The sequence below is a fragment of the Dictyobacter kobayashii genome, assembly GCF_003967555.1.
Lineage (GTDB): Bacteria > Chloroflexota > Ktedonobacteria > Ktedonobacterales > Ktedonobacteraceae > Dictyobacter > Dictyobacter kobayashii.
Genome location: NZ_BIFS01000001.1, coordinates 5,436,063 through 5,455,254, shown reverse-complemented (window position 1 = coordinate 5,455,254; position 19,192 = coordinate 5,436,063). Strand labels below are relative to the sequence as shown.

Annotated in this window: 22 protein-coding genes and 1 pseudogene; 15 read left to right on the top strand and 8 right to left on the bottom strand. The window is 54.7% G+C overall.

Annotation, left to right across the window (positions count from 1 at the left end):
* Nucleotides 1–4: 4 nt before the first annotated feature.
* Nucleotides 5–1,081 carry an ISAs1 family transposase gene (locus EL645_RS24105; RefSeq protein WP_246035453.1) on the top strand — a complete coding sequence of 359 codons (1,077 nt, stop codon included), beginning with the start codon at nt 5–7 and terminating at the stop codon, nt 1,079–1,081.
* Nucleotides 1,082–1,146: 65 nt separating this feature from the next.
* On the opposite strand, the gene EL645_RS24100 is transcribed toward EL645_RS24105, so the two are convergent.
* Together EL645_RS24100 and EL645_RS24095 are read right to left on the bottom strand one after the other, a co-directional pair.
* Nucleotides 1,147–2,262, bottom strand: coding sequence for a hypothetical protein (locus EL645_RS24100; protein ID WP_126552956.1), 1,116 nt, complete (start codon nt 2,260–2,262; stop codon nt 1,147–1,149).
* A 206-nt stretch (nt 2,263–2,468) separates the two neighbouring features.
* Nucleotides 2,469–2,753, bottom strand: coding sequence for a hypothetical protein (locus EL645_RS24095; protein WP_126552954.1), 285 nt, complete (start codon nt 2,751–2,753; stop codon nt 2,469–2,471).
* 279 nt (nt 2,754–3,032) lie between these two features.
* Here EL645_RS24095 and EL645_RS24090 point away from each other — a divergent pair, with 279 nt between their 5' ends.
* The 3 genes from EL645_RS24090 to EL645_RS24080 are packed head-to-tail and all read left to right on the top strand — an operon-like array spanning nt 3,033 to nt 5,478.
* A complete protein-coding gene (locus EL645_RS24090) occupies nt 3,033–3,704 on the top strand; it encodes an RNA polymerase sigma factor (RefSeq protein WP_126552952.1) in 672 nt (223 codons plus the stop codon).
* Nucleotides 3,662–4,204, top strand: coding sequence for a hypothetical protein (locus tag EL645_RS24085; RefSeq protein WP_136625278.1), 543 nt, complete (start codon nt 3,662–3,664; stop codon nt 4,202–4,204). The genes EL645_RS24090 and EL645_RS24085 overlap by 43 nt, the downstream gene beginning before the upstream one ends.
* Complete coding sequence (locus EL645_RS24080; RefSeq protein WP_126552948.1) at nt 4,201–5,478, top strand: MFS transporter; 1,278 nt, start codon at nt 4,201–4,203, stop codon at nt 5,476–5,478. The genes EL645_RS24085 and EL645_RS24080 overlap by 4 nt, the downstream gene beginning before the upstream one ends.
* 55 nt (nt 5,479–5,533) lie before the next feature.
* Here the strand turns inward: EL645_RS24080 and EL645_RS39520 are convergent, their stop codons facing one another.
* The 3 genes from EL645_RS39520 to EL645_RS24070 are packed head-to-tail and all read right to left on the bottom strand — an operon-like array spanning nt 5,534 to nt 6,197.
* On the bottom strand, nt 5,534–5,689 hold the full coding sequence (locus EL645_RS39520) for a hypothetical protein (RefSeq protein WP_161977647.1): 156 nt from the start codon (nt 5,687–5,689) through the stop codon (nt 5,534–5,536).
* Between the two features lie 2 nt (nt 5,690–5,691).
* On the bottom strand, nt 5,692–5,886 hold the full coding sequence (locus tag EL645_RS24075; protein ID WP_136625277.1) for a hypothetical protein: 195 nt from the start codon (nt 5,884–5,886) through the stop codon (nt 5,692–5,694).
* 59 nt (nt 5,887–5,945) lie between these two features.
* A complete protein-coding gene (locus tag EL645_RS24070) occupies nt 5,946–6,197 on the bottom strand; it encodes a hypothetical protein (protein WP_126552944.1) in 252 nt (83 codons plus the stop codon).
* Nucleotides 6,198–6,541: 344 nt separating this feature from the next.
* Between EL645_RS24070 and EL645_RS24065 the strand changes: the two genes are divergently transcribed.
* The 10 genes and pseudogenes from EL645_RS24065 (at nt 6,542) to EL645_RS24020 (ending at nt 15,067) form a co-directional block, all read left to right on the top strand.
* Nucleotides 6,542–6,994 (top strand): hypothetical protein, encoded by a 453-nt coding sequence (locus tag EL645_RS24065; RefSeq protein WP_126552942.1) that lies wholly within the window; start codon nt 6,542–6,544, stop codon nt 6,992–6,994.
* A complete protein-coding gene (locus tag EL645_RS24060; protein ID WP_161977646.1) occupies nt 6,973–7,509 on the top strand; it encodes a CPBP family intramembrane glutamic endopeptidase in 537 nt (178 codons plus the stop codon). Before EL645_RS24065 ends, EL645_RS24060 begins: the two co-directional genes overlap by 22 nt.
* 220 nt (nt 7,510–7,729) lie before the next feature.
* A complete protein-coding gene (locus EL645_RS24055; protein ID WP_126552938.1) occupies nt 7,730–8,368 on the top strand; it encodes an NAD(P)-dependent oxidoreductase in 639 nt (212 codons plus the stop codon).
* Nucleotides 8,369–8,845: 477 nt separating this feature from the next.
* Nucleotides 8,846–9,130, top strand: a pseudogene (locus EL645_RS44490) (chemotaxis protein CheB); the annotation flags it as partial.
* A 53-nt stretch (nt 9,131–9,183) separates the two neighbouring features.
* A complete protein-coding gene (locus EL645_RS44485; protein WP_161977645.1) occupies nt 9,184–9,558 on the top strand; it encodes a chemotaxis protein CheB in 375 nt (124 codons plus the stop codon).
* An 8-nt stretch (nt 9,559–9,566) separates the two neighbouring features.
* Nucleotides 9,567–10,856, top strand: coding sequence for a CheR family methyltransferase (locus EL645_RS24040; RefSeq protein ID WP_126552932.1), 1,290 nt, complete (start codon nt 9,567–9,569; stop codon nt 10,854–10,856).
* 29 nt (nt 10,857–10,885) lie between these two features.
* Nucleotides 10,886–12,193, top strand: coding sequence for a sensor histidine kinase (locus EL645_RS24035; protein WP_126552930.1), 1,308 nt, complete (start codon nt 10,886–10,888; stop codon nt 12,191–12,193).
* Between the two features lie 110 nt (nt 12,194–12,303).
* A complete protein-coding gene (locus EL645_RS24030) occupies nt 12,304–12,810 on the top strand; it encodes a MarR family winged helix-turn-helix transcriptional regulator (protein ID WP_161977643.1) in 507 nt (168 codons plus the stop codon).
* An 8-nt stretch (nt 12,811–12,818) separates the two neighbouring features.
* A complete protein-coding gene (locus tag EL645_RS24025; RefSeq protein WP_126552926.1) occupies nt 12,819–14,081 on the top strand; it encodes a macrolide family glycosyltransferase in 1,263 nt (420 codons plus the stop codon).
* A 248-nt stretch (nt 14,082–14,329) separates the two neighbouring features.
* Complete coding sequence (locus EL645_RS24020) at nt 14,330–15,067, top strand: DUF998 domain-containing protein (protein ID WP_126552924.1); 738 nt, start codon at nt 14,330–14,332, stop codon at nt 15,065–15,067.
* Nucleotides 15,068–15,250: 183 nt separating this feature from the next.
* Here the strand turns inward: EL645_RS24020 and EL645_RS39515 are convergent, their stop codons facing one another.
* Nucleotides 15,251–15,406, bottom strand: coding sequence for a hypothetical protein (locus EL645_RS39515; protein WP_161977642.1), 156 nt, complete (start codon nt 15,404–15,406; stop codon nt 15,251–15,253).
* Between the two features lie 229 nt (nt 15,407–15,635).
* On the opposite strand from EL645_RS39515, the gene EL645_RS24015 reads away from it, so the two are divergent.
* On the top strand, nt 15,636–16,472 hold the full coding sequence (locus EL645_RS24015; protein WP_126552922.1) for a MerR family transcriptional regulator: 837 nt from the start codon (nt 15,636–15,638) through the stop codon (nt 16,470–16,472).
* 65 nt (nt 16,473–16,537) lie between these two features.
* Here the strand turns inward: EL645_RS24015 and EL645_RS24010 are convergent, their stop codons facing one another.
* Nucleotides 16,538–16,885 (bottom strand): hypothetical protein, encoded by a 348-nt coding sequence (locus tag EL645_RS24010; protein WP_126552920.1) that lies wholly within the window; start codon nt 16,883–16,885, stop codon nt 16,538–16,540.
* Nucleotides 16,857–19,079: an ATP-binding protein gene (locus tag EL645_RS24005; RefSeq protein WP_126552918.1), complete on the bottom strand. Its 2,223-nt coding sequence runs from the start codon at nt 19,077–19,079 to the stop codon at nt 16,857–16,859. Before EL645_RS24005 ends, EL645_RS24010 begins: the two co-directional genes overlap by 29 nt.
* Nucleotides 19,080–19,192 lie beyond the last annotated feature (113 nt).

Sequence of the window (19,192 nt, the reverse complement as noted above, 5' to 3'; positions counted from 1 at the left end):
GGACGTGCTCATCGTGCTGATCCTGGCCAAACTGGCTGGGATGAAAAGCCTGTTGGGAGCCAGCGATTGGGCGCGAGACCAAGGAGAGAGGCTGCGCGAGCAGTTGAACGTGAAGTGGAAGCGTATGCCGTGTGCCAATACGTACAAATATGCGCTCGCTCGGTTGGAGAGCCAGCAGATCAATGAACGATTTCGAGATTGGTTGCTACGGCAGGAGGCAGAAAGCCGATGTGGTGACGAACCCAGTCGTCTCGCGATGCTGGCAGAGCAGCGCGCTGTTCATGTGGCCATTGATGGCAAAGTGTTGCGGGGAACCGGTCAGCAGAGCTATGGAGGAGAAAAGCCGCAGAGGCATGTGTTGCATGTGTATGAAGTGCAAACAGGAATTGTCTTGCATCAGTGTCCAATTGCCGACAAGCAGAATGAAGTCAGTGCCCTCAAGCCGCTGTTGACCGAAGTGCTCTGCAAAGGGCGCATTTTCACCGTCGATGCTGCTCAAAGTTATCATGCGTTTGGACGCATGGTAAAACGGGCAGGAGGAGAGGTGATTCTGATCATCAAAGACAATACGCCCGTGACTCGAGAGGATCTGGAACTCTTTTTCGAAGATCCACACGCTGATCGAAGCACCTGGCACTCCTATGAACAGGTCGAAAAAGGTCATGGCCGACTGGAGCGGCGCCACCTGCTCACCTCACCGGACCTCAACGAGTTTCTGGATCGAGAATGGGGAGAAGTTGGGCAGGTCTTTCGATTACAACGGGAACGCAAGACGGCAGAGAAAAGGAGCGTAGAGGTCGTGTACGGATTGACGACCTTGAGCCGAGAACAGTGTTCGATCCAGCGGCTTTTCCGCCTCATCCGCGACCACTGGGCGGTGGAAAATCGTCTCCATGGGCGCCGTGATGTGACGTTGGGAGAAGACCGATGTGGCGTTCGCGTTCCTCCTGTCGCTCAAATGCTTGCCGTACTCAACTCGCTCGTGCTCTCCTTGATGGATATGCATCAGGTTTCCAATGTGGCTCGTCAAATCCGGCGATTTGCATCTCACCCAGAGGAGGCCCTTGCTTGGTTACTCTGACTTTTGCGAAGCCCTGGCCGGTAGCGGGAAGGATTGACGGGATTATTATTAGAGACGGACTTCAATTAATAGTATTGTTCGATGCGGGAATGGGTCTCCTGAAGCTCGGCCTCATTCTTTTGCAGTTCAGCCTCAATGGCATCTAGCTGCTGTTTGACGGCCTGCAACTGGGTCTCATGCTCTTTGGCGGCCTGCAACTGAGCTTTGGACTCCTGCAGACGCTGCTGGGCGGTCTCCAGGCGCTGCTGCAGCAGGCGCAGTTTCTCTGTTTGCAGGGAGGCAGCCGTCGCGGGTGTGGCTGTCTGGTCCTGAACAGGTGTAGCCTGCTCAGCTGTATCCACAGGTGTAGCCTGCTCAGTTGTATTCAGCGAGGCATCCTGTACAGGCGTTACCGCTTCGGGGGTCGCTGTATCAACTGGAGCCTGCTGGTCAGCGGCTACCGACTCGGGAGTAGTGGTATCAACTGGAGCCTGCTGGTCCGCTGCCACTGCTTCAGGTGTAGTTGTGTCAGCAGAGGTTGTTTGCTCGGCAGGTGCATATCCAGCTGTCGAGTTATCAGCCTGAGCCTGCTGGTAATCCTCTTGAGCCTGCTGGTAATCCTCTTGAGCCTGCTGATAATTAGCTTGAGCCTGCTCGTGATCAACCGTATTATCCGGCGCAGTCGTGTATTCGTTGGTCGCATTGTCTACAACTGTTCCGTCATGGATGGTCGAGGTTGGGTAGGCGTTAGCATCATTAGCGTCGGCACTTGTATTATCCTCGGCAGCCTGCTCTTCCTGGGCGGCCTGCTCTTCCGAAGCGGTCACATCATCATGTGTACCATATGTATTGGCCTGGGAGTCATAAGCAAACGGGCGAGTGGTCTCATCTTCGATGGCATTTCCATGCTCAGCGGCATACTCAGGTGCAGCGGTATCGGTCTGAGCGGCCTGATAGTTGTCCGCTGTCTGCACGTGCTCTGGAGCGGTCTGATACTCATCGGTTGCAGCCTGCTCAGCAGGAGTAGCATTGTCAACAGGTACATTCTGCTGGTCAACTGCATCCTCAGAAGTGACGTTGTCAACAGGGGCATTCTGCTGGTCAACCACATCCTCAGGAGTGGCGGCGTTGTCCTGTGAAGTGTAGGTATTGTTAGCATAGTCAGCGGCCACAGGCTGCTCACTCTGCTGCTCTTCATTCACTGGACGGCGGGGCTCGGTATCCTCATCCCAGGTTGAAGATGCTGGCTGCTGCGCATAAGCGGCTGGCTGCTCGGCATAGGCGGCTGGCTGCTCGGCATAAGTAGCAGCAGTGTTCGCGGGTTGAGCCGCTTGCTGGGTATTATAGACGCCATAAGCGCCGTATTGGTGGAAAACGTTTAAAGCGTCCTGTTCACGATTTAAAGAATTTACTGCCAGAACAATATTTCCATTATCATATTCATTGGAATAATAGCGGCCTCTTCATTCGACAACCCCATAGAAGTAAGATCATTGATAAGGTTGCCTGCTTCAGCGCTGGTGCCGGTAAATAGGCTCTTGAGATCATCAAAAAAACTTCCGGAACTACCAGGAACTGAGTAGCGGATTTGATCCTGTGCAAATCCAGCTCGATATAATGCCTCTATTGCCTGTTCAACCGCGGATCGATCCCTGAAGACCCCTACTACTGTAGGTGATGGTGCAACTGACATGGTACTCGCTCCTTCGATGAAATTCCCTATTTCATATTTTTTATGGCCTTACACAATTTTCAGGCGGCACTTTACTTAGTGCCTCTCTATTTTTTCACGCGATTAACTCAAAAATAGATGCAATATATTCAATCCAATATACAAAAAATACTGTTGCGGGCAAAATTCCAAATTAATGCTGGCAAACTGGAAAATTGGCCGGAATTTTACGTGTAACTTTACCTGAAGTCCGCGACATAGAAGTAATAGAATGTTAGACTGTTCAGGAGAAGGTAGTTAATGGAGAAATTTGAGGACATGCTACAGGATGTAGAGAAGATATTGACTACGGAGCGACCGCGCCTGTTGCGACTGTGTACAAGGATTACAGGTAGCCCGGTGGTCGCTGAAGATATGGTGCAGGAGACACTGCTGGAGGCCTGGCGCCACCTTGATAATTTGCAGGACCCACAGAAGTTTCCGCAGTGGTTGAGTGGGATCGCGCGCAATGTGTGCCTGCGCTGGATACGCAAACAGGAACATGATACGGCCAATTTACTATCGGTGTCGGCCCTGGATGAGGCGGGCTTTTCAACGCTGGCCGAGACATTGACGGCGGACTTCGATGTGGAGATCGAGCTGGAGCGCCAGGAGCTGGCGGCCCTGCTGGATCAGGCAATGGAGTTGCTACCGGCTGAAACGCGCACCTCGCTGCTAGAGCGCTATGTGCGCGAGTCTTCGCTGGCCGATATCGCGGCCCTGCTGGGGATGAACGTCAATGCGGTCTCGATGCGCCTGCAGCGTGGAAAGCTAGCCCTGCGCAAGGTGCTGGCCAACGAGTTGAGCCTGGAGTCCTCAGCCTACACGCCGGTCGAATACGATAACTGGGGCAGACCTCGATATGGTGCTACCTGTGTGGGGAACATCGCTTGCTGGGAAAATTCAAGCCAGAGCAGCTTGAGTTCCATTTGAAGTGTCCAGGCTGTTGTCCTGAAGAGAACGACTTCCTCTCCACTAATAGTGGATTTGAGCCGTTGCGCGGACTTAAAAGTTATAAGCCGGCCATGAAACGCATGAATAGCTGGGCCCACCAATACTATCGAACGGCCCTGAATACTGGCTCGGTCCCCTGCTGCGAGTGTAAGCGGCCGGTGCCACTGCGCTTTCGGATGCCGGACATGGCCGCGACCTGGATGCGCCAGCGCGACACGCCGATCGTCTATCTGTACTGCGAGCATTGCCAATCATGTTGCTATAGCTCACTGGAACACCTGGCGCTGTTGTTGCCTGAGCTCAAGCAGTTCCATAGTAGGTACCCACGCATCCGCGCACTGCCCGCACACTATATCGAGGCAGCAGGTGGGCGCGCCCTGGTTTCTAGCTATGAGAGCGTCACCAGCGCCGCCCGCATCGATATCGTGACCTCGCTGGAAAACTTCCAGATATTACAGATCGCGGGAGGGCAGGCATGAGCACCAGCAATCCACAGGCAGAGCTCGTCGAGCAGCTTCCCCCGTTAGAGGAAAAAAGGCTGCTTCCAATTGTGGCGCTCTTCATCGCCAACGTCTGCTCGTTCGTTGGGGACGTCCTGATGAATCTGGCCATCCCCTGGCTGGTCCTGCAGACCACGGGCAGCGCGGCCAAAGCCGGTATCACGGCCTTTTCTTTTATGCTGGCCGTGGTCATCTCGTCCTTCGTCGGCAGCCTGCTGATTGATCGGCTGGGCTATAAGCGCACCAGTGTCAGCGGCGACATCGCCAGCGGCATCGCGGTCGCCTTGATCCCTCTGTGCTATGCCACGATTGGCCTCTCGTTCTGGCAGCTCCAGCTACTGGTCTTTCTGGCCGGCCTGCTCCAGACCCCCGGGAGCGAGGCGCGCTATGCGCTCTTACCCGACCTGATCAAGCAATCGAGGATGCCGGCGGAGCGCGCCAATTCGCTCTATGATGGTGTACGCCGGGTCGCCGGCTTCATTGGAGCACCGCTGGCCGGTATCCTGATCATCTTTATCGGCACCGCCAACCTGCTCTGGATCGATGGCGCCACCTTCCTCTTCTCCGCCATCCTGCTGGCCTGGGCCGTCCCCCACACGCCACCGGTGCGCAAGGCGAGCGAGAAAAAGGGCTCATACCTTGCGGAACTAAAAGAGGGACTGGTCTTTATTCGCCGCACGCCAATCATGCTGGCCGTCGTAATTACGGTCATGATCACCAACATGCTTGACCAGGGTATGGTTGGCGTCATCCAACCAACCTACGCCAAAGAGATCTTCGGTAGCGCCCTGGCCCTGGGCTCACTGATCGCGGCCTTTGGAGGAGCCGCCTTTGTCGGGACGCTGCTCTTTGCCTGGATCGGTCACCGCCTGCCGCGCAGACTCACACTAGGGCTCTGCTTCACCATCTCCTCCATCCTGCGCTTTGTGCCGCTGGTATTGATGTGGCCGCTACCAATTATGATCGTGGCCTACGCTGTAGCGGGCCCGTTGATCGGACCCATAAATCCCATCTTCTCCAGCGTCGAACAAGAAATCGTACCGGTCGAGATGCGTGCCCGCGTCTTTGGTGCGCTGGCCGCCGGCGTCACCTTCGGCATGCCCCTGGGAGGCCTGGTCGCTGGCTACCTGGTCCAATGGGCTGGCGTCATCCCGGGCATCATCGCCTTTGGCAGCATCTACCTGGCCTGCACCGTATCGCTCTTGATCAATCCCGCCCTCAAAGGCATGGACAAACAACTCGGCGCGGCCTAAAAAAAGCGCCCCTCACGGGGCGCGCGTGCGATTCATTCTTTGGGCGTTCTAAAGGCTAGAGTCCCTGCCAGGCGTAGGTGGTGTCGGGGGTGATGCCGGGCGAGTTGTAGGCCAGGGTAACCAGGGTATGGGCCTCCAGGGGAATGTTATGGAAATCACCGCTGTAGGGTTTGCCGTTGACATAGGCCTGCCAGTTGGTTTTTTGGTCCAACTCTAGAGGATACTGCAGGTTCGGGAAACGCTGCCCCATAGCTGGGTGAAATTGCCCAGGGTATAGGTCTTCTGGGTCGGCGACTCGATGTGGATAATGCCGCTGGTGTCGTGGGTGTGCAGCCAGTAGATACAGGACTGGTCACTGGCAATGCCAACGTTCTGTGGCACCTGGACCGGTTGACCATTGATATACATCGATAGATGGGCATGGATGTGATATGCCAGCTGCTCCGAAGCATCACAGGAGATGCCATTCAAAGGAGCATAGGGAGACGAGCTAGAGGAGCTCGCGCTTGAACTACTATCAGCAGCCGATGCACCATTGCCTTTAAAATATGCACCCAGATAAAGAAGCCAATGATCGCAACCACCAGCACTGCGGAGCCGATAACGAGACCAGTGGTTGTTCTGCGTTTACGCTTCAGTTCAAGCAGGCGCTCCGCCTCACGGCGTTGCTGTTTCTCGCGGCGACCCTGTTTGGCGCTCGGAGCTTGTGTCTTATTCATGCATTTACGTCTTTCGTAGTTCAATTAAAATATCAGTATACACCAATATGTAAGGCGAAAAGATCAAAAAAATATCACAATAATTGTAAATTCTTTTTAAAGGTGGTAAGTAAGCCATCTTCTTCTTTACAATATTGATCGGTAGATCTTTATATCTCGCCTACCTGCGCCAGAATCATCAGGGCAGAAAAAAAGCAGATGCACAGTGAGAAGAGTATATTGTACGAATATGCTCTTCTAAACACCTTGAGTGTGCGACGCCACTATTGTATTATACACTTAAGTATCCGAATATAAAAGTTTTGATAGCAATTTCCTAGATCACAATTCCTAAAAGGAGTGCCATGCTTTCGGAATCCACTTCAGATTCAACAGAGCGGGCAGGCCAGACCCTGTTCTCCCTGGCCCGTCTCGGCAAGCGTCTCCCTCCCTGGTATGTTGCTTTGGTTATGTGTGTTGTCTTTCTAGCTAGTATCGTACTGGTCTACTTGATTCTCCTTCTATTACAGATCGAACCTTTCCTGCATAGTTGGACCATTAGCTCAGATGTGCGCCTGCAGGCGCTGAGTACCCTGATCCAGGTTGGCCTCGAATATGCCGCAGTGATTGGCGCGCTGGCACTCTGGGTCAAGCTCTATGAGCGCCGGCCATTCTGGACCATTGGTTTTCAAAGACAGGGAGCGTGGCTGAAATTTGGCCGGGGCTTTCTATGTGGCCTGCTGATGTTTGCCCTGGCGATGGGGCTCCTCTGGCTGTTAGGGCCGCCACGCCTACCATGGACCCTCCGGGACAGGTAGGCTGGTCAGCCATTGGCGGCATCCTGATCATCCTGCCCGCCTTCTTGATCCAGGGGCCCGGCGAAGAAATGGTGCTACGCGGCTGGGTACTCCCCACCCAGGGAGCACGCTACCGCCCCTGGGTCGGTATCGCGCTCTCAACCATACTATTTACCCTGCTACACATCCCGGCGCACGCAGGCAGCTATAACCTGCTCTCAGCCCTGGTACTGGTTGCCGGCTCACTCTTCCTGGCGTTCTATGCCCTGCTCGAAAACAGCATCTGGGGCGTCTGCGCCTGGCATGCAGCCTGGAACTGGGCCGAGGGCAATATCTTTGGCATGCAGGTCAGCGGCATCAGCATCCATGGAGGAACATTAATCAAGCTCAAGCCCAATGGCCCCGACTGGCTCACGGGCGGCGTCTATGGACCCGAAGCCGGGCTGCCGGTCCTGCTCGTCATCACGCTCGGCCTGGGCTGGCTGATCCTGCGCACCCGTGCCCGCGCCCGCCGCCTCAATGTCCAGCTGGCATAAAAAACGATCCGCTAGCCGCTTCTATCTCTGGCAAGAAGCGGCCAGCGGATCGGCGCTATAAATAAGAGGCGACTCGTTCCCTTCCATACTGCTACCCGACTTTCGACCAATAATCCTCTTGTAAGATGGTGAATGGTCGAGAGTTGTCTGTAAGAGGTTACAGATCTTTTAGCCAACTAATTCCTACATAGAATAACGTAAAAAAGGAGTAGCAGTTAAGATGAATATTGCCTTATTTGGCGCCACTGGCATGGTTGGTCAGCGTATATTGGCCGAGGCATTGCAGCGTGGTCACAATGTGACCGTGATTGTACGCGATCCGGCCCGCTTTACCATTGCCCACCAAAACTTGAAGGTGGTTCCTGGCGATGCTACCGATGCCGATAGCGTGGCAAAGACGGTAGCCGGTACTGATGTGGTTGTCAGCGCGCTAGGCCCCTCGCCGAGTGGGTCGCCGGAGAACCTGCTCAAACTCACGCGCAGCTTGATCGACGGCGTGGACCGCTCCGGCGTGAGGCGCCTGATCGCCGTTGGTGGAGCGGGCAGCCTGGAGGTGGCGCCTGGCCTACAATTGATGGATACCCCCGAGTTTCCCGCGGGCTGGAAAGAGATCGCCGGCGCCCATCGGGACGCCCTGGAAATCTACAAAACGGCCAATAACCTGGACTGGACCAACGTCAGTCCGGCCGCCTTCATCTCCCCCGGCCAACGTACCGGTAGCTACCGCACAGGCACCGACCAGCTCATCACCGACGAGAAAGGCGAGAGCCGCATCTCAGCCGAAGATTTCGCCATCGCCATCCTCGACGAGGTCGAAAATCCCCGCTTTAAGCGCCAACGCTTCGGCGTCGCCTACTAACCAACAATAACAAAGATCTGTACGTGCGGGGCTTGTCCCCGCTTTTGACCTTTCTTTTCGAAAAAGTAACAATAACAGCTATTTCATTAATGCATAATGTTATTATTGTTACTTTTTCAGGCAGGTACGGAGGAAGCGGGGGCAAGCCCCGCACGTACAATTCTTTTTTATTGTTGCTTTTGATAAAGCTTAATGCGTCAGCCTGAGATTGTTGTTACCTTTGTTTGCGATATTGCGTATCTGGAACGTTTCATTGGCGGCATACGTGCCATATGTGGTGTTGCGTGCAAAGTTCAACGTTTTCCATGTCAATAGATGAGGTACAGATGTATTGCAGTGAGCATGCGTTTCTGCTAATATTCAGCCATTCGGGGGTATGTCGTTCAAATGATTGTGTGACATAAAAATATAAACTACGTTACTCCGCTCAGGAAGAGGGTACGAACATTGGACAAAAATATACAGCAGGTGAATGCGATGAAAACGCCTGAGTCCCCATCTTTTCCTATCGTGGGGATCGGGGCATCTGCTGGTGGGCTGGAAGCGTTCACGCAATTATTGAAAGAGCTACCAGCCTCTACAGGTATGGCCTATGTCCTGGTGCAACACCTATCCCCCACACAGAAAAGCCTCCTACCGGAATTGCTGGCGCGCACTACCCCGATGGAAGTCAACGAGGCCTGTGACCACATGATCATCGAAGTTAACCATGTATACGTTATTCCGCCCAACACCGATATGTCGATCGCCCATGGCATGCTTACAATTGTGCCGCAAACCCACACGGGGGGCAGCACCTCTCCATTGACACGTTCTTGCGTTCGCTGGCCCAAAGTCAAACATCGCAAGCGATCGGGGTCATTCTTTCAGGAGCGGGTACCGATGGCACGCACGGGCTCCAGGCTATTAAGGAGCAGGGAGGCATCACCCTGGCCCAATTGTCTACCACAGCCACCTTTTCCAGTATGCCCCAGAGCGCGATTAACGCTGGCTGCGTCGACTTTATCGGCTCACCCCAACAGATCGCCGAAGAGCTCACCAGGATGAGTCATCATCCCTATCTGCGCCAGGTGCAGGTGGTGGATGCAGACGAGGATAAGGCGATCCCGCAGGTTCGGGGCAGGCCCGCTCAGAAGATGAGCGCGGGTTTCAGCAGATTCTGCGTGTATTGCGCCGCCGGACGCAGGTAGATTTCAGCATGTACAAGCCCACGATGCTCAAGCGGCGCATCCTGCGCCGCATGGTGTTGCAACAGATAGACAGCTTTAGCGGCTATCTGAGTTATCTTGCCGACCACCCCGCTGAAGTTGATGCATTATACCAGGATGAACTAATCGGCGTGACCAGTTTCTTTCGCGAGCCTGCCAGCTTTGCCAGGCTCATAGGTGAGGTCTTTCCAGAACTCGTGAAGACGAAATCCGCACAGACACCCATCAGAGTATGGGTACCAGGCTGTTCAACCGGCGAGGAGGCCTACTCCCTGGCGATCTGCCTGCTGGAGTTTCTGGTGGAACGTTCGCTCACCATTCCTATCCAGTTATTTGGCACCGACCTTAATGCCCAGGCGATAGAGATCGCCCGAGCGGGTACTTACTCCCCGAGCGCGGTCGGCAATCTCTCGCCTGTTCGTCTTGAGCAGTTCTTTCAGCGCACCAATGGCCAATATCAGATCACCAAGAGCGTGCGCGATCTGTGTGTGTTCGCCCGCCATAATGTGCTCAGCGATCCACCGTTCTCGCGCCTCGATCTGCTCTCGTGCCAGAATCTGCTGATCTATCTAGGAGCAACCGCCCAGCGAAAGGTCATGCAGACCTTCCACTATGCGCTCAATCCGCACGGTTTTCTCTTGCTCGGCCCCTCCGAAACCATTGGAAATGCCTCCGATCTCTTCGGACCTGTGGGGGAGCACAACGGACCGCTGTATATGCAAAAAACGAGTAGCATACGATCACCATTTCCAGGCAATGTGCATACGGCGGCAAGTAGAAAACAACCCACTCCACGCGAGGAGGGTAATCTTATGCCTTACAATGATGGGGGTCGAGAGTTTGATCTGCAGAAAGAGACGGATCGCCTGCTAGCCAGCTATGCCCCGGCCAGCGTAGTAATCGATGCCCAGATGGAAATCATACAATTTCACGGCCACACAACCCCGTTCCTGGAACCAACAACCGGTCGGGCCAGCCTTAATCTCTTTAAGATGGCTCGCGAGAGCCTGCGGCTCGATCTGCGCACCATCATTGCCAAAGCCAAAAAAAGCGGACAGCCGGTGAAAAAAGAAGGCATCCAGATGGGCGAGTATGGTAATCTGCGCGAGGTCACGATCGAAGTAATTCCTATGCGGACTTCAGCCAGGGACCACTATTTCTTGATCCTCTTTACAGAGATGACTCCCCTATCTACACAGGATAGCGCACCCTTAGCAGCCGAGGGAGAGCAGCAACACGAGCGAGGCGTGGGGAGAAGGAGCGGCGCATCCAGCAATTAGAGCGCGAACTTGCCAACAGAAATGAGGAGATGAGCACCATCGTTGAGGAGCTAGAGGCCGCCAATGAGGAATTGCAGTCGGCCAACGAGGAGATTCTGTCCAGCAACGAGGAGTTGCAGAGCCTCAATGAAGAGCTGGAGACCTCTAAAGAAGAGATCCAGGCCAGCAATGAAGAACTGCTCGTCATCAACCAGGAACTGCAGGTGCGCAATAAGCAACTCCAGGAGGCACGTAATTACGCGGAAGCTATTGTCGAAACCATACGAGAGCCGCTCATCGTGCTGGATGGCAATCTGTATGTGCGGAGCGCCAATAAGGCGTTCTACCAGTTTTTCCAGACCACGCCGGCCCAAACAGAACAACACCTGCTCTATGAACTGGCAAAGGGTAGTTGGAACAATGCTGTTCTACGCACCTTACTCGAAGAGATCCTGCCCGCCAATCATGAGATCACGGACTATGAGATGGAACACACGTTTCCCGGCCTTGGTAGCAAGACCATGCTGCTCAATGCGCACCGCATCGACAGTAGCCCACTGATCTTGCTGGCAATGGAGGACATCACCGCACGCAAACAGGCAGAGGCGGAAAAGCAGAAACAACAACTCCTGGAGCAGCGTGAAGAGTTTCTGGCCATTGCCAGCCACGAGCTCAAGACCCCCGTCACCAGCCTCAAAGGCTATGTTCAGGTCTTGCGCGTCCGCTTCACCAAAGCAGGCGATGAGCGCACCGCGGCCCTGATGACCACGATGGAGATGCAGGTCAACAAGTTGATCAACCTGATCAGCGAGCTATTGGACAGCACGAAAATCGAGTCAGGCCAGCTGCCGTGGCGGGACACACAATTTGACATGGATACCCTGGTGCAAGAAATCGTCGAGGAGGTCGGGCGCACAACAGAGCGGCACCAAATCCGTATCGAGGGCACAATCTCTCATCTCATCTACAGCGATCGAGAACACATCGGCCAGGTGCTAACCAACCTGCTCTCGAACGCCATCAAATATTCACCCCAGGCGAACACGGTCCTGGTGAAACTGCGGGCAAATGCAGATTCCGCCACCATCAGCGTACAGGATTTCGGGATTGGCATCGCGCAAGAGAAGCAGGCGCATATCTTCGACCGCTTCTTTCGGGTCACAGATGCCGAGCACGAAACCTTCCCCGGTCTAGGGCTTGGCCTCTATATTTCGGCGGAGATCGTCAAACGGCAAGGCGGCCGCATCTGGGTAGAGAGTCACCAGGGCGAGGGCTCCACATTTACCTTTAGCATCCCCTTCATACCTGCTTCCTCCTCCGAAACAGCGCGGCAGGCTGAGACGGAACCACATGCCTGATAGCTAGATCTGGCAAGTAAGTTGCCATGGGGGGTCCGGGCGAGATATAATTTGGATGGCAAATCATTTGCCATACCAAACAAGCTCAAGAACACTTACAAAGGATGGGCATGATGGAGAGAAATGTTGATTCAGCTGCGGCAACGGCGGATGCCCTGCGCAGGCTATGCGGTACAGTGATGAAGACCGCGCGGCAAGAGTTGATGCAACACCTGAGCGAGGCTGGCTCGGACCTTTCGCCGCACCAATTTTTGGTCCTGCTGCGCATTAATGAGCGCACCTTGACGCTAGGCGAGGTGAGTCGCGAAATGGGACTCGATCCCTCGACGCTGGCTCCCACGGTCGAGATTCTGGTGCGCAAGGGACTGGTCCAGCGCGAGCGTGATCCACAGGATCGACGGCGTACACCGCTCTCTTCGACAGAGGCTGGCAAAGAACTGCTGGTGCATGTCGCCCGGCGCGACGAGCGGGGGCCATTCTACAGCGGCCTGGCCGCGCTGGGGGAAGAGAAGAGCCAGCAGCTTATCGGTCTGTTAGAAGATTTTGTGGCCGCGCTCAACCCGCCATCTTATCCTGAAGCAACCCCTCCCTGCGATATGCCCACCCACAAAGGATAATATTCACCATGACAAAGTATGCTTTTTTGAATGCCCCTGCCTATGGACACGTCAATCCCACGCTGGCGGTGGCACAGGAATTAGTGGCGCGTGGCGACCAGGTCATTTATTACCTGACCGACGAGTTTCAAGCCTCCATCGAGAGAACCGGAGCTAGCTTTCGGCGCTTCGAGACCCCTAAGTTGCAGCCACCACAGGGTGCGATCCGCCCACAGGGGGTCAATATATCCCATCTCATGGGTATGCTGCTGCGCATGAGTACCGTCATCCTACCCCAGGTAGTGGACAGCCTGCGCGAGGAGCAGCCCGATTGTATTATCTATGATTTCATGTGTCCGGCTGGCTACCTGGCCGCCCAGATCCTCCATGTTCCGGCCATCCTGCTCCGCCCCAGCTATGTCCCGAATGCCGCCATGATGGGTAGAGGACCATTTGGGCAGGGACAATCGCCTATGGGAGCTTTTGCCCAGGGGCAACCTGCGCAGGGACAATCACCTATGGGCGGCGACGTGGCGGCCTTGCAGGAACAATTGGATACGCTGTGTGCCAGCTATGGCATCCCCGGTATCCGACCAATTGATATCTGGACCCATAATGAGGAGCTGAATATCTGCTTCATCCCTCGTGCCTTCCAGCCAGGTGGGGACACCTTCGACGAGCGCTTCGTCTTCGTAGGTCCTTCGATCCTGCTACGCCAGGATGCGCCAGCATTTGAGCTTAAACGTTCCTCCGAGGAAGAGCCAACCCTTTTTATCTCGCTGGGGACCGTGATGAACAATCAGCCGGATTTCTTCCGCACCTGCTTTGAGGCCTTCGCTAACCAGCCCTGGCACGTAGTCATGGCCCACGGCACGCGCATCGATATCGCGGCGCTGGGTCCTGTACCGGCTAACTTTCAAGTCGCCCCCTATCTGCCCCAGTTGGAAGTGTTGCAGCAGAGCAGCGCGTTTATCACCCATGGCGGCATGAACAGCACCATGGAGGGCCTGTACTACGGCGTGCCGCTGATCGTAGTGCCGCAGCAGCCCGAACAGGGTATCACCGCCCAACGCGTCAGCGAACTGGGTCTGGGCACCATGCTCAAATCCGACCAGATCAGCGTCACCGCCCTCCAGCAGGCCGTTGAGCGCGTGCATAGCGATCCAACCATCCATGCCAACGTCCAGGCCATGCAACAGACCGTACGCAACAGCGGCGGCTACCGCCAGGCAGCGGACGCCATCACCAGCTTCGCCGCCACCCACCCAAGAAACACAGGCACCCTGGCCTGATTCCCATCCGAAGGCCGACCTCCAATTGGAGATCGGCCCTCACGCCACAAAAATCATGAACTGTGCACGCAGTTCTTCTCCTCTGGCTTCATTGCGGGCAAAAAATATCGCTAAATTAGATAGCAATTCTCCTATTGAATATGTTATAATTCCTCTGTTGAATAGATCGCGCTAAATAAAGCAAAGCTATCGGTTCTCACGCGAAGCATTTTAAGCAGTAGTTGTCATCTTGAAAGGAGACAGCAAACATGCTAGCTTTTGGAACCCCTTCAGTATCTATTAGCCGAGGAAGAACCAGAGGGCTCTTATGGGCCGGAATTATCGCCCCCATCCTCTTCGCAGCCACCTTTATGATCGATGGATTTTTGAAACCGGGCTACTCGGTCGACAATGAAGCGATCAGCTATTTAGAAGTCGGGGCCTACGGCTGGGTTCAGCAAGCCAACTTTATTATCTTTGGCCTGCTGCTCGTAGTCTTCTTAGTGGGCTATATGCGGGTCATGCGCCCAATTCTCGGTCAGGGCTGGCTCTATGCCGCTAGCGTCTTCCTGATACTCTCCGATATAGGGTGGATCATGTCTGGTCTGTTCATCCCGAATACCTTCCTGGGTCCACAATTTACCTGGCCGGCCATAATGCACCAGATCGCCTTCGACATGGTCTTTCTGCCGCTCACCATCGGATGGCTCATACTGGGTATAAAGTGCCTCTTCACGCGAGGGTGGCGCGGCTACGGCATCTATAGCCTCATCATCGGTATTCCCCTGTGCGCCTTTACCAGCATCGCCGTGATCAATCTGCTAGACCCCGCTGCGGTCGCGGGCATAATAGGAAACCAGAACGCACCGCATGACGGCATCATCAACCGGGTCATGCTGTTGATCGCACCCCTGGCCTGGTACATAATCAGCGCAGCGATTGGCCTACGGCTTGCGAAGCGGCAGCCTGAAACGTCAACGGCCCAGCCCATCAGCGAGCGCGCATAAACAAGATCTGTACGTGCGGGGCTTGCCCCCGCTTAATCCGTTCCTGCATGAAAAATTAACAAACAACGCTATGCGGATAATTAATTCGACGCATAACATTATTATTGCTACTTTTTCGATCATGAACGGATAAAGCGGGGCAAGCCCCGCACGTACAGATCTTGTTTATTGCTGTATTCATCCTCATAAAGCATTCTGGATCTGGCGCTCTATCCAGCCCACGATAAGCTGATTCTGTTGCATAATAGCAAGATAGTCTTCGAATTCTTGTTTAAGCGCCTCATCCTTCTGGGCGTAAACTAGATAAACAGTAACTGGCGGTTTTGATCCTGGTTCCATCCCTGACCTTCCTTCATTATGTTAATACCCAACGCATTTAAATTGTTATTATATTTAAATATACGCTCATTGCTTGAATATTGATAGGCAGCAATAAGTTATTGCTGCGTTCCTTCAATTGAAGACCCTGATCATTATAAGAATTCAGGCAGGCCAAAAATTGGTGGGATAAGGGCTTGCGTATGACGTAACGTCATACTTTATACTGCCAATTGAAAGGAGGAAGCACTTGGATCAACAGCAGCACCAGCCAGGACAGTATACGACCAGTCAGTTTGCGCAGAAGGCCGCGGTGACTGCGCGGACGTTGCGGTTTTATGATAAGGTGGGCCTGCTCTCGCCTTCAGGCTATACGCAGGCGGGTCATCGGCTCTATTCGGATGAGGATCTGGGGAGCCTGCAGCAGATTCTGGCCTTGAAGTTTCTGGGGTTCTCATTGGATGAGATTAAGGTGTGCCTGCAAACGGATCCGGAGCGGTTGCAGGAGACGCTGGCGACGCAGAAGGCAATGATGCGCGAGAAGCGTAAACAACTGGAAGCGGTCATCCAGGCAATCGAGAAAGCGGAGACGCTGCTACATGACGAACAGGGCAACTGGGAAGCCCTCGTCAATGTGATCCAGGTGATGCAAATGGAACAAAATAAAGATTGGGTCAACAATTACCTGACCCCTGAGCAGCAGCAAAAGATGGCAGAAATCTCGCAGAAATCCTACAGTCCAGAGGCGGCCCAGAAAATCGCTGCGTGGGGCCAGAACTGGACCGAGCAGGATCAGCAACGCGCCAACCAGCAGTGGAGCGCTGTATACACAGAGCTACGCCGCCTGGTGGCCGAGGGCGCCGACCCCACGGGTCCTGATGCACAGGCCCTGGCTCGTCAGCATAGCGAGTTGATCGGCCAGTTCACGCGTGGCGACGCCGATGTAAGCACCGGCCTCAAGCAATGGTGGAAGAACCACGACCAGCTTCCCCAGGGCGAGCGACCAATGGGTGCCTATAGTTATAGTTCCGAGGAATGGGCCTTCCTGCAACAGGCCCTGGACCACTATAACCAGAAGCAGTCCTAACCCTTGATACAGCGGGATTGGCAAAGAGCCCTTGCTTCTTGCTCTCGGCCAATCCTGGCTTTTCGTTATTGACGGTACATCATTTCGCTGGCGGAAGTGGCAAGCGTGCAGGTTTCGTCCAGGGTGAGGGCTTTACCTTCGGCCCACCATATTTCCCAGGTTGCCTTTTCGACCTGGGACTGCATTCGGCTACGATTGGCGTCATAAATTGAGCGGTAGGCGGCCGGGACGGTAGAGTTCAGGCTCTCATAGAGCGCTTCAGCGGCGCTGCAGATGTGGGCGGTGTAGGATGGCCCGTGCATGCGGCCCAGGACGCAGCCAAAGGCCAACAGGTCGGCGGCCAGCATGTAGTGATTGCCGGTCTGGCGCGCCAGCACCATGCCCTCACGCAGATAAGAGCAGCTCGACCCCATTTCCCCTGGACAAAAGCGAGTATCCCCAGGTAACCAGCGTAATAATAAGTACGCCGGGCTCATTATATTCACGTAGCAGTTGCATGGCTTCACTCAGCCAGAGGCGCGCCTGCCGAATATTGCCCTGCAGGGTCGCCAGGGCCCCCAACCGGCTCAAGGTAAAGGCATAGTTGCGCCAATCCTCCTGCTCATGAAGGAGCCGTAAACATTCCTCCAGATAGGGGCTCGCCGATCTATAGTCACCTTGCATCAGCCAGCTATCACCAATCTGGAACAGGGCCCACGTTCTGCCAGCCCGATTGCCAGCCTTATCATAGAGCGTCAGGGCTTCCTGGGCCAGTTCGCGGGCACGCCCATAGCCAATCTCCCACAGGGCCAGGCGAGCAGCTCCCATATGCAGCTTGGCCCGAGCGGTTAACGCTGAATCCGCGTGCATATTGAACACAACATCAATCCAGCGCATAGCTTCATGAAACTGCATACGTGCCTCCCAGAACCGTCCCAGGGCACTACTTATGCGCAAAGCGATCTCGTTCTCGTCGTGCTCGGTAGCCCAGGCCAGTGCGGCCCGTAGATTCCCCTGTTCGTGAAAGAATAACGCCATCGCCGCAAGCTGCTCAGGGCCAGATAAACGGGACTCGTTGCGCTCGACAAGGTCCAGGTAATAGCTGGCATGCCGCCGCTGCACATGCGCCCGCTCGCCAGCCGCATCCAGTTGTCCCAGCGCATATTCACGAATCGTCTCTAAGAGATGAAAACGTGGCTCCGTATTCTCCTCAGAGGACATCTCATCCAGCCGCATCCGTTTCACCAGGCTCTGGTCGATCAGGAACTCCATCTGCTCAAGTACGTCAGCGAGGTCCACTGGCTGGTTGTCAGGCAACACGATCGCCTGCGCCGCCTCCAGGGTCCAACCACCGACGAAGACGCCATAGTGGCGGAAGAGAGCCTGATACGAGGGAGGCAGCAGCTCATAGCTCCAATCCAGCGTTGCCTGCAGGGTCTGGTGGCGCTGCAACATATTATGCGCGGTAGAGCGCAGAAAGGTCTGACCTGTCCCATCCGTCAGCCATTGTAAGATTTTGGACAGCGGCAACACTTTAGAGCGCGCAGCCGCCAGCTCGATGGCCAGGGGAAGCCCATCCAGGCGCGTACAAATACGCGAGATGGTCTCGGCATTATGTTGTGTCATGCGAAAGGCAGGGTTGACCGCCTGGGCCCGCTCAATAAAGAGGCGGATAGCGGCAAACTGCTCAAACGCAGCTGGGTTGGTTACTTGATCAGAGGTACAGATGGTCAGCGGTGGAACGTCAAACTCATATTCCCCATACAGGTGCAGCAAGACCCGGCTGGTGACCATGATCTTAATCGTCTGAGCACTTTGTAGCAGGTTGCTAATAAAAGGGGCGATATCTGGAATTTGTTCCACATTATCAAATACCAGGAGCAATTGTTTGTGGCGCAGAAAATTTTTGAGCACCTCTTCATGCGAAAAAGGACCCTGCTTATCCGTGCTCCTCTCTGCGACCGGATCATTGAGCTGCAACGTCTGCACCAGCGTTGAAGGAATAAGGGCAGCCTCGCGTAGGGAGAGCAGGGAGATAAAGAAGACGCCATCGGCAAAAGCGGGCTGGACCGCGTGCGCCACCTCCAATGCCAACCGGGTCTTCCCAACTCCACCCATCCCAAAGAGCGTCAGGAGGCGCACGGAGTCCTGCTGCAGCTGATTCAGCAACAGCTCTACCTGATATTCACGTCCGATCAAGGCGGTGGTAGGGCCTGGCAAAAGAGGAACGGCCTGCGCAACCAATGGCAAGGCAGGCACGGTACTGGATGGACTCATCTGGGCCGGGGCAAGCTCAAGCTTATTTAGTGGCGCAGACACCCAATCCTGTTCAGAGAAACTCTCCGCCTTTAAGCCCATCACACTAAGGAGCTGGACAGCCTCAGCCCGTGTAGTAATGGCCTCCCAATCCGCCAATACCTTCACAATTTGCTTCACCTCGGCATGGGTTGGAAAAGACTTCCTGGCCCCATGCAGCTTGCGGCTCAGCACCTGCGCATCAATGCTCAGGGCATCCGCCAGTTCCTTTTGCAAGCGGCCAGTCCTGCGGCGAGCGGTCGTGACCAGATCATGAAAAAGCTTCAGTGAAGCCAGAGAATGTACAGAGTCTTTATTTGTCTTAGACGTCATTTTATTCTTTACATAATGCTATTTAAAAACATGATAACAGGATGCTTGTTATCATCCAATAACACTTACCGCATCCTGATTATAGCATATGCATTAGTTTCTTTTAAGACAAA

Excerpts from the sequence above, each read along its gene's own strand:
- EL645_RS24095 (WP_126552954.1), bottom strand. The coding sequence starts at position 2,753 with ATGTCAGTTGCACCATCACCTACAGTAGTAGGGGTCTTCAGGGATCGA.
- EL645_RS24090 (WP_126552952.1), top strand. The coding sequence starts at position 3,033 with ATGGAGAAATTTGAGGACATGCTACAGGATGTAGAGAAGATATTGACT.
- EL645_RS24080 (WP_126552948.1), top strand. The coding sequence starts at position 4,201 with ATGAGCACCAGCAATCCACAGGCAGAGCTCGTCGAGCAGCTTCCCCCG.
- EL645_RS24075 (WP_136625277.1), bottom strand. The coding sequence starts at position 5,886 with ATGTATATCAATGGTCAACCGGTCCAGGTGCCACAGAACGTTGGCATT.
- EL645_RS24070 (WP_126552944.1), bottom strand. The coding sequence starts at position 6,197 with ATGAATAAGACACAAGCTCCGAGCGCCAAACAGGGTCGCCGCGAGAAA.
- EL645_RS24065 (WP_126552942.1), top strand. The coding sequence starts at position 6,542 with ATGCTTTCGGAATCCACTTCAGATTCAACAGAGCGGGCAGGCCAGACC.
- EL645_RS24060 (WP_161977646.1), top strand. The coding sequence starts at position 6,973 with ATGGACCCTCCGGGACAGGTAGGCTGGTCAGCCATTGGCGGCATCCTG.
- EL645_RS24055 (WP_126552938.1), top strand. The coding sequence starts at position 7,730 with ATGAATATTGCCTTATTTGGCGCCACTGGCATGGTTGGTCAGCGTATA.
- EL645_RS24040 (WP_126552932.1), top strand. The coding sequence starts at position 9,567 with ATGTACAAGCCCACGATGCTCAAGCGGCGCATCCTGCGCCGCATGGTG.
- EL645_RS24035 (WP_126552930.1), top strand. The coding sequence starts at position 10,886 with ATGAGCACCATCGTTGAGGAGCTAGAGGCCGCCAATGAGGAATTGCAG.
- EL645_RS24030 (WP_161977643.1), top strand. The coding sequence starts at position 12,304 with ATGATGGAGAGAAATGTTGATTCAGCTGCGGCAACGGCGGATGCCCTG.
- EL645_RS24025 (WP_126552926.1), top strand. The coding sequence starts at position 12,819 with ATGACAAAGTATGCTTTTTTGAATGCCCCTGCCTATGGACACGTCAAT.
- EL645_RS24020 (WP_126552924.1), top strand. The coding sequence starts at position 14,330 with ATGCTAGCTTTTGGAACCCCTTCAGTATCTATTAGCCGAGGAAGAACC.
- EL645_RS39515 (WP_161977642.1), bottom strand. The coding sequence starts at position 15,406 with ATGGAACCAGGATCAAAACCGCCAGTTACTGTTTATCTAGTTTACGCC.
- EL645_RS24010 (WP_126552920.1), bottom strand. The coding sequence starts at position 16,885 with ATGGGGTCGAGCTGCTCTTATCTGCGTGAGGGCATGGTGCTGGCGCGC.
- EL645_RS24005 (WP_126552918.1), bottom strand. The coding sequence starts at position 19,079 with ATGACGTCTAAGACAAATAAAGACTCTGTACATTCTCTGGCTTCACTG.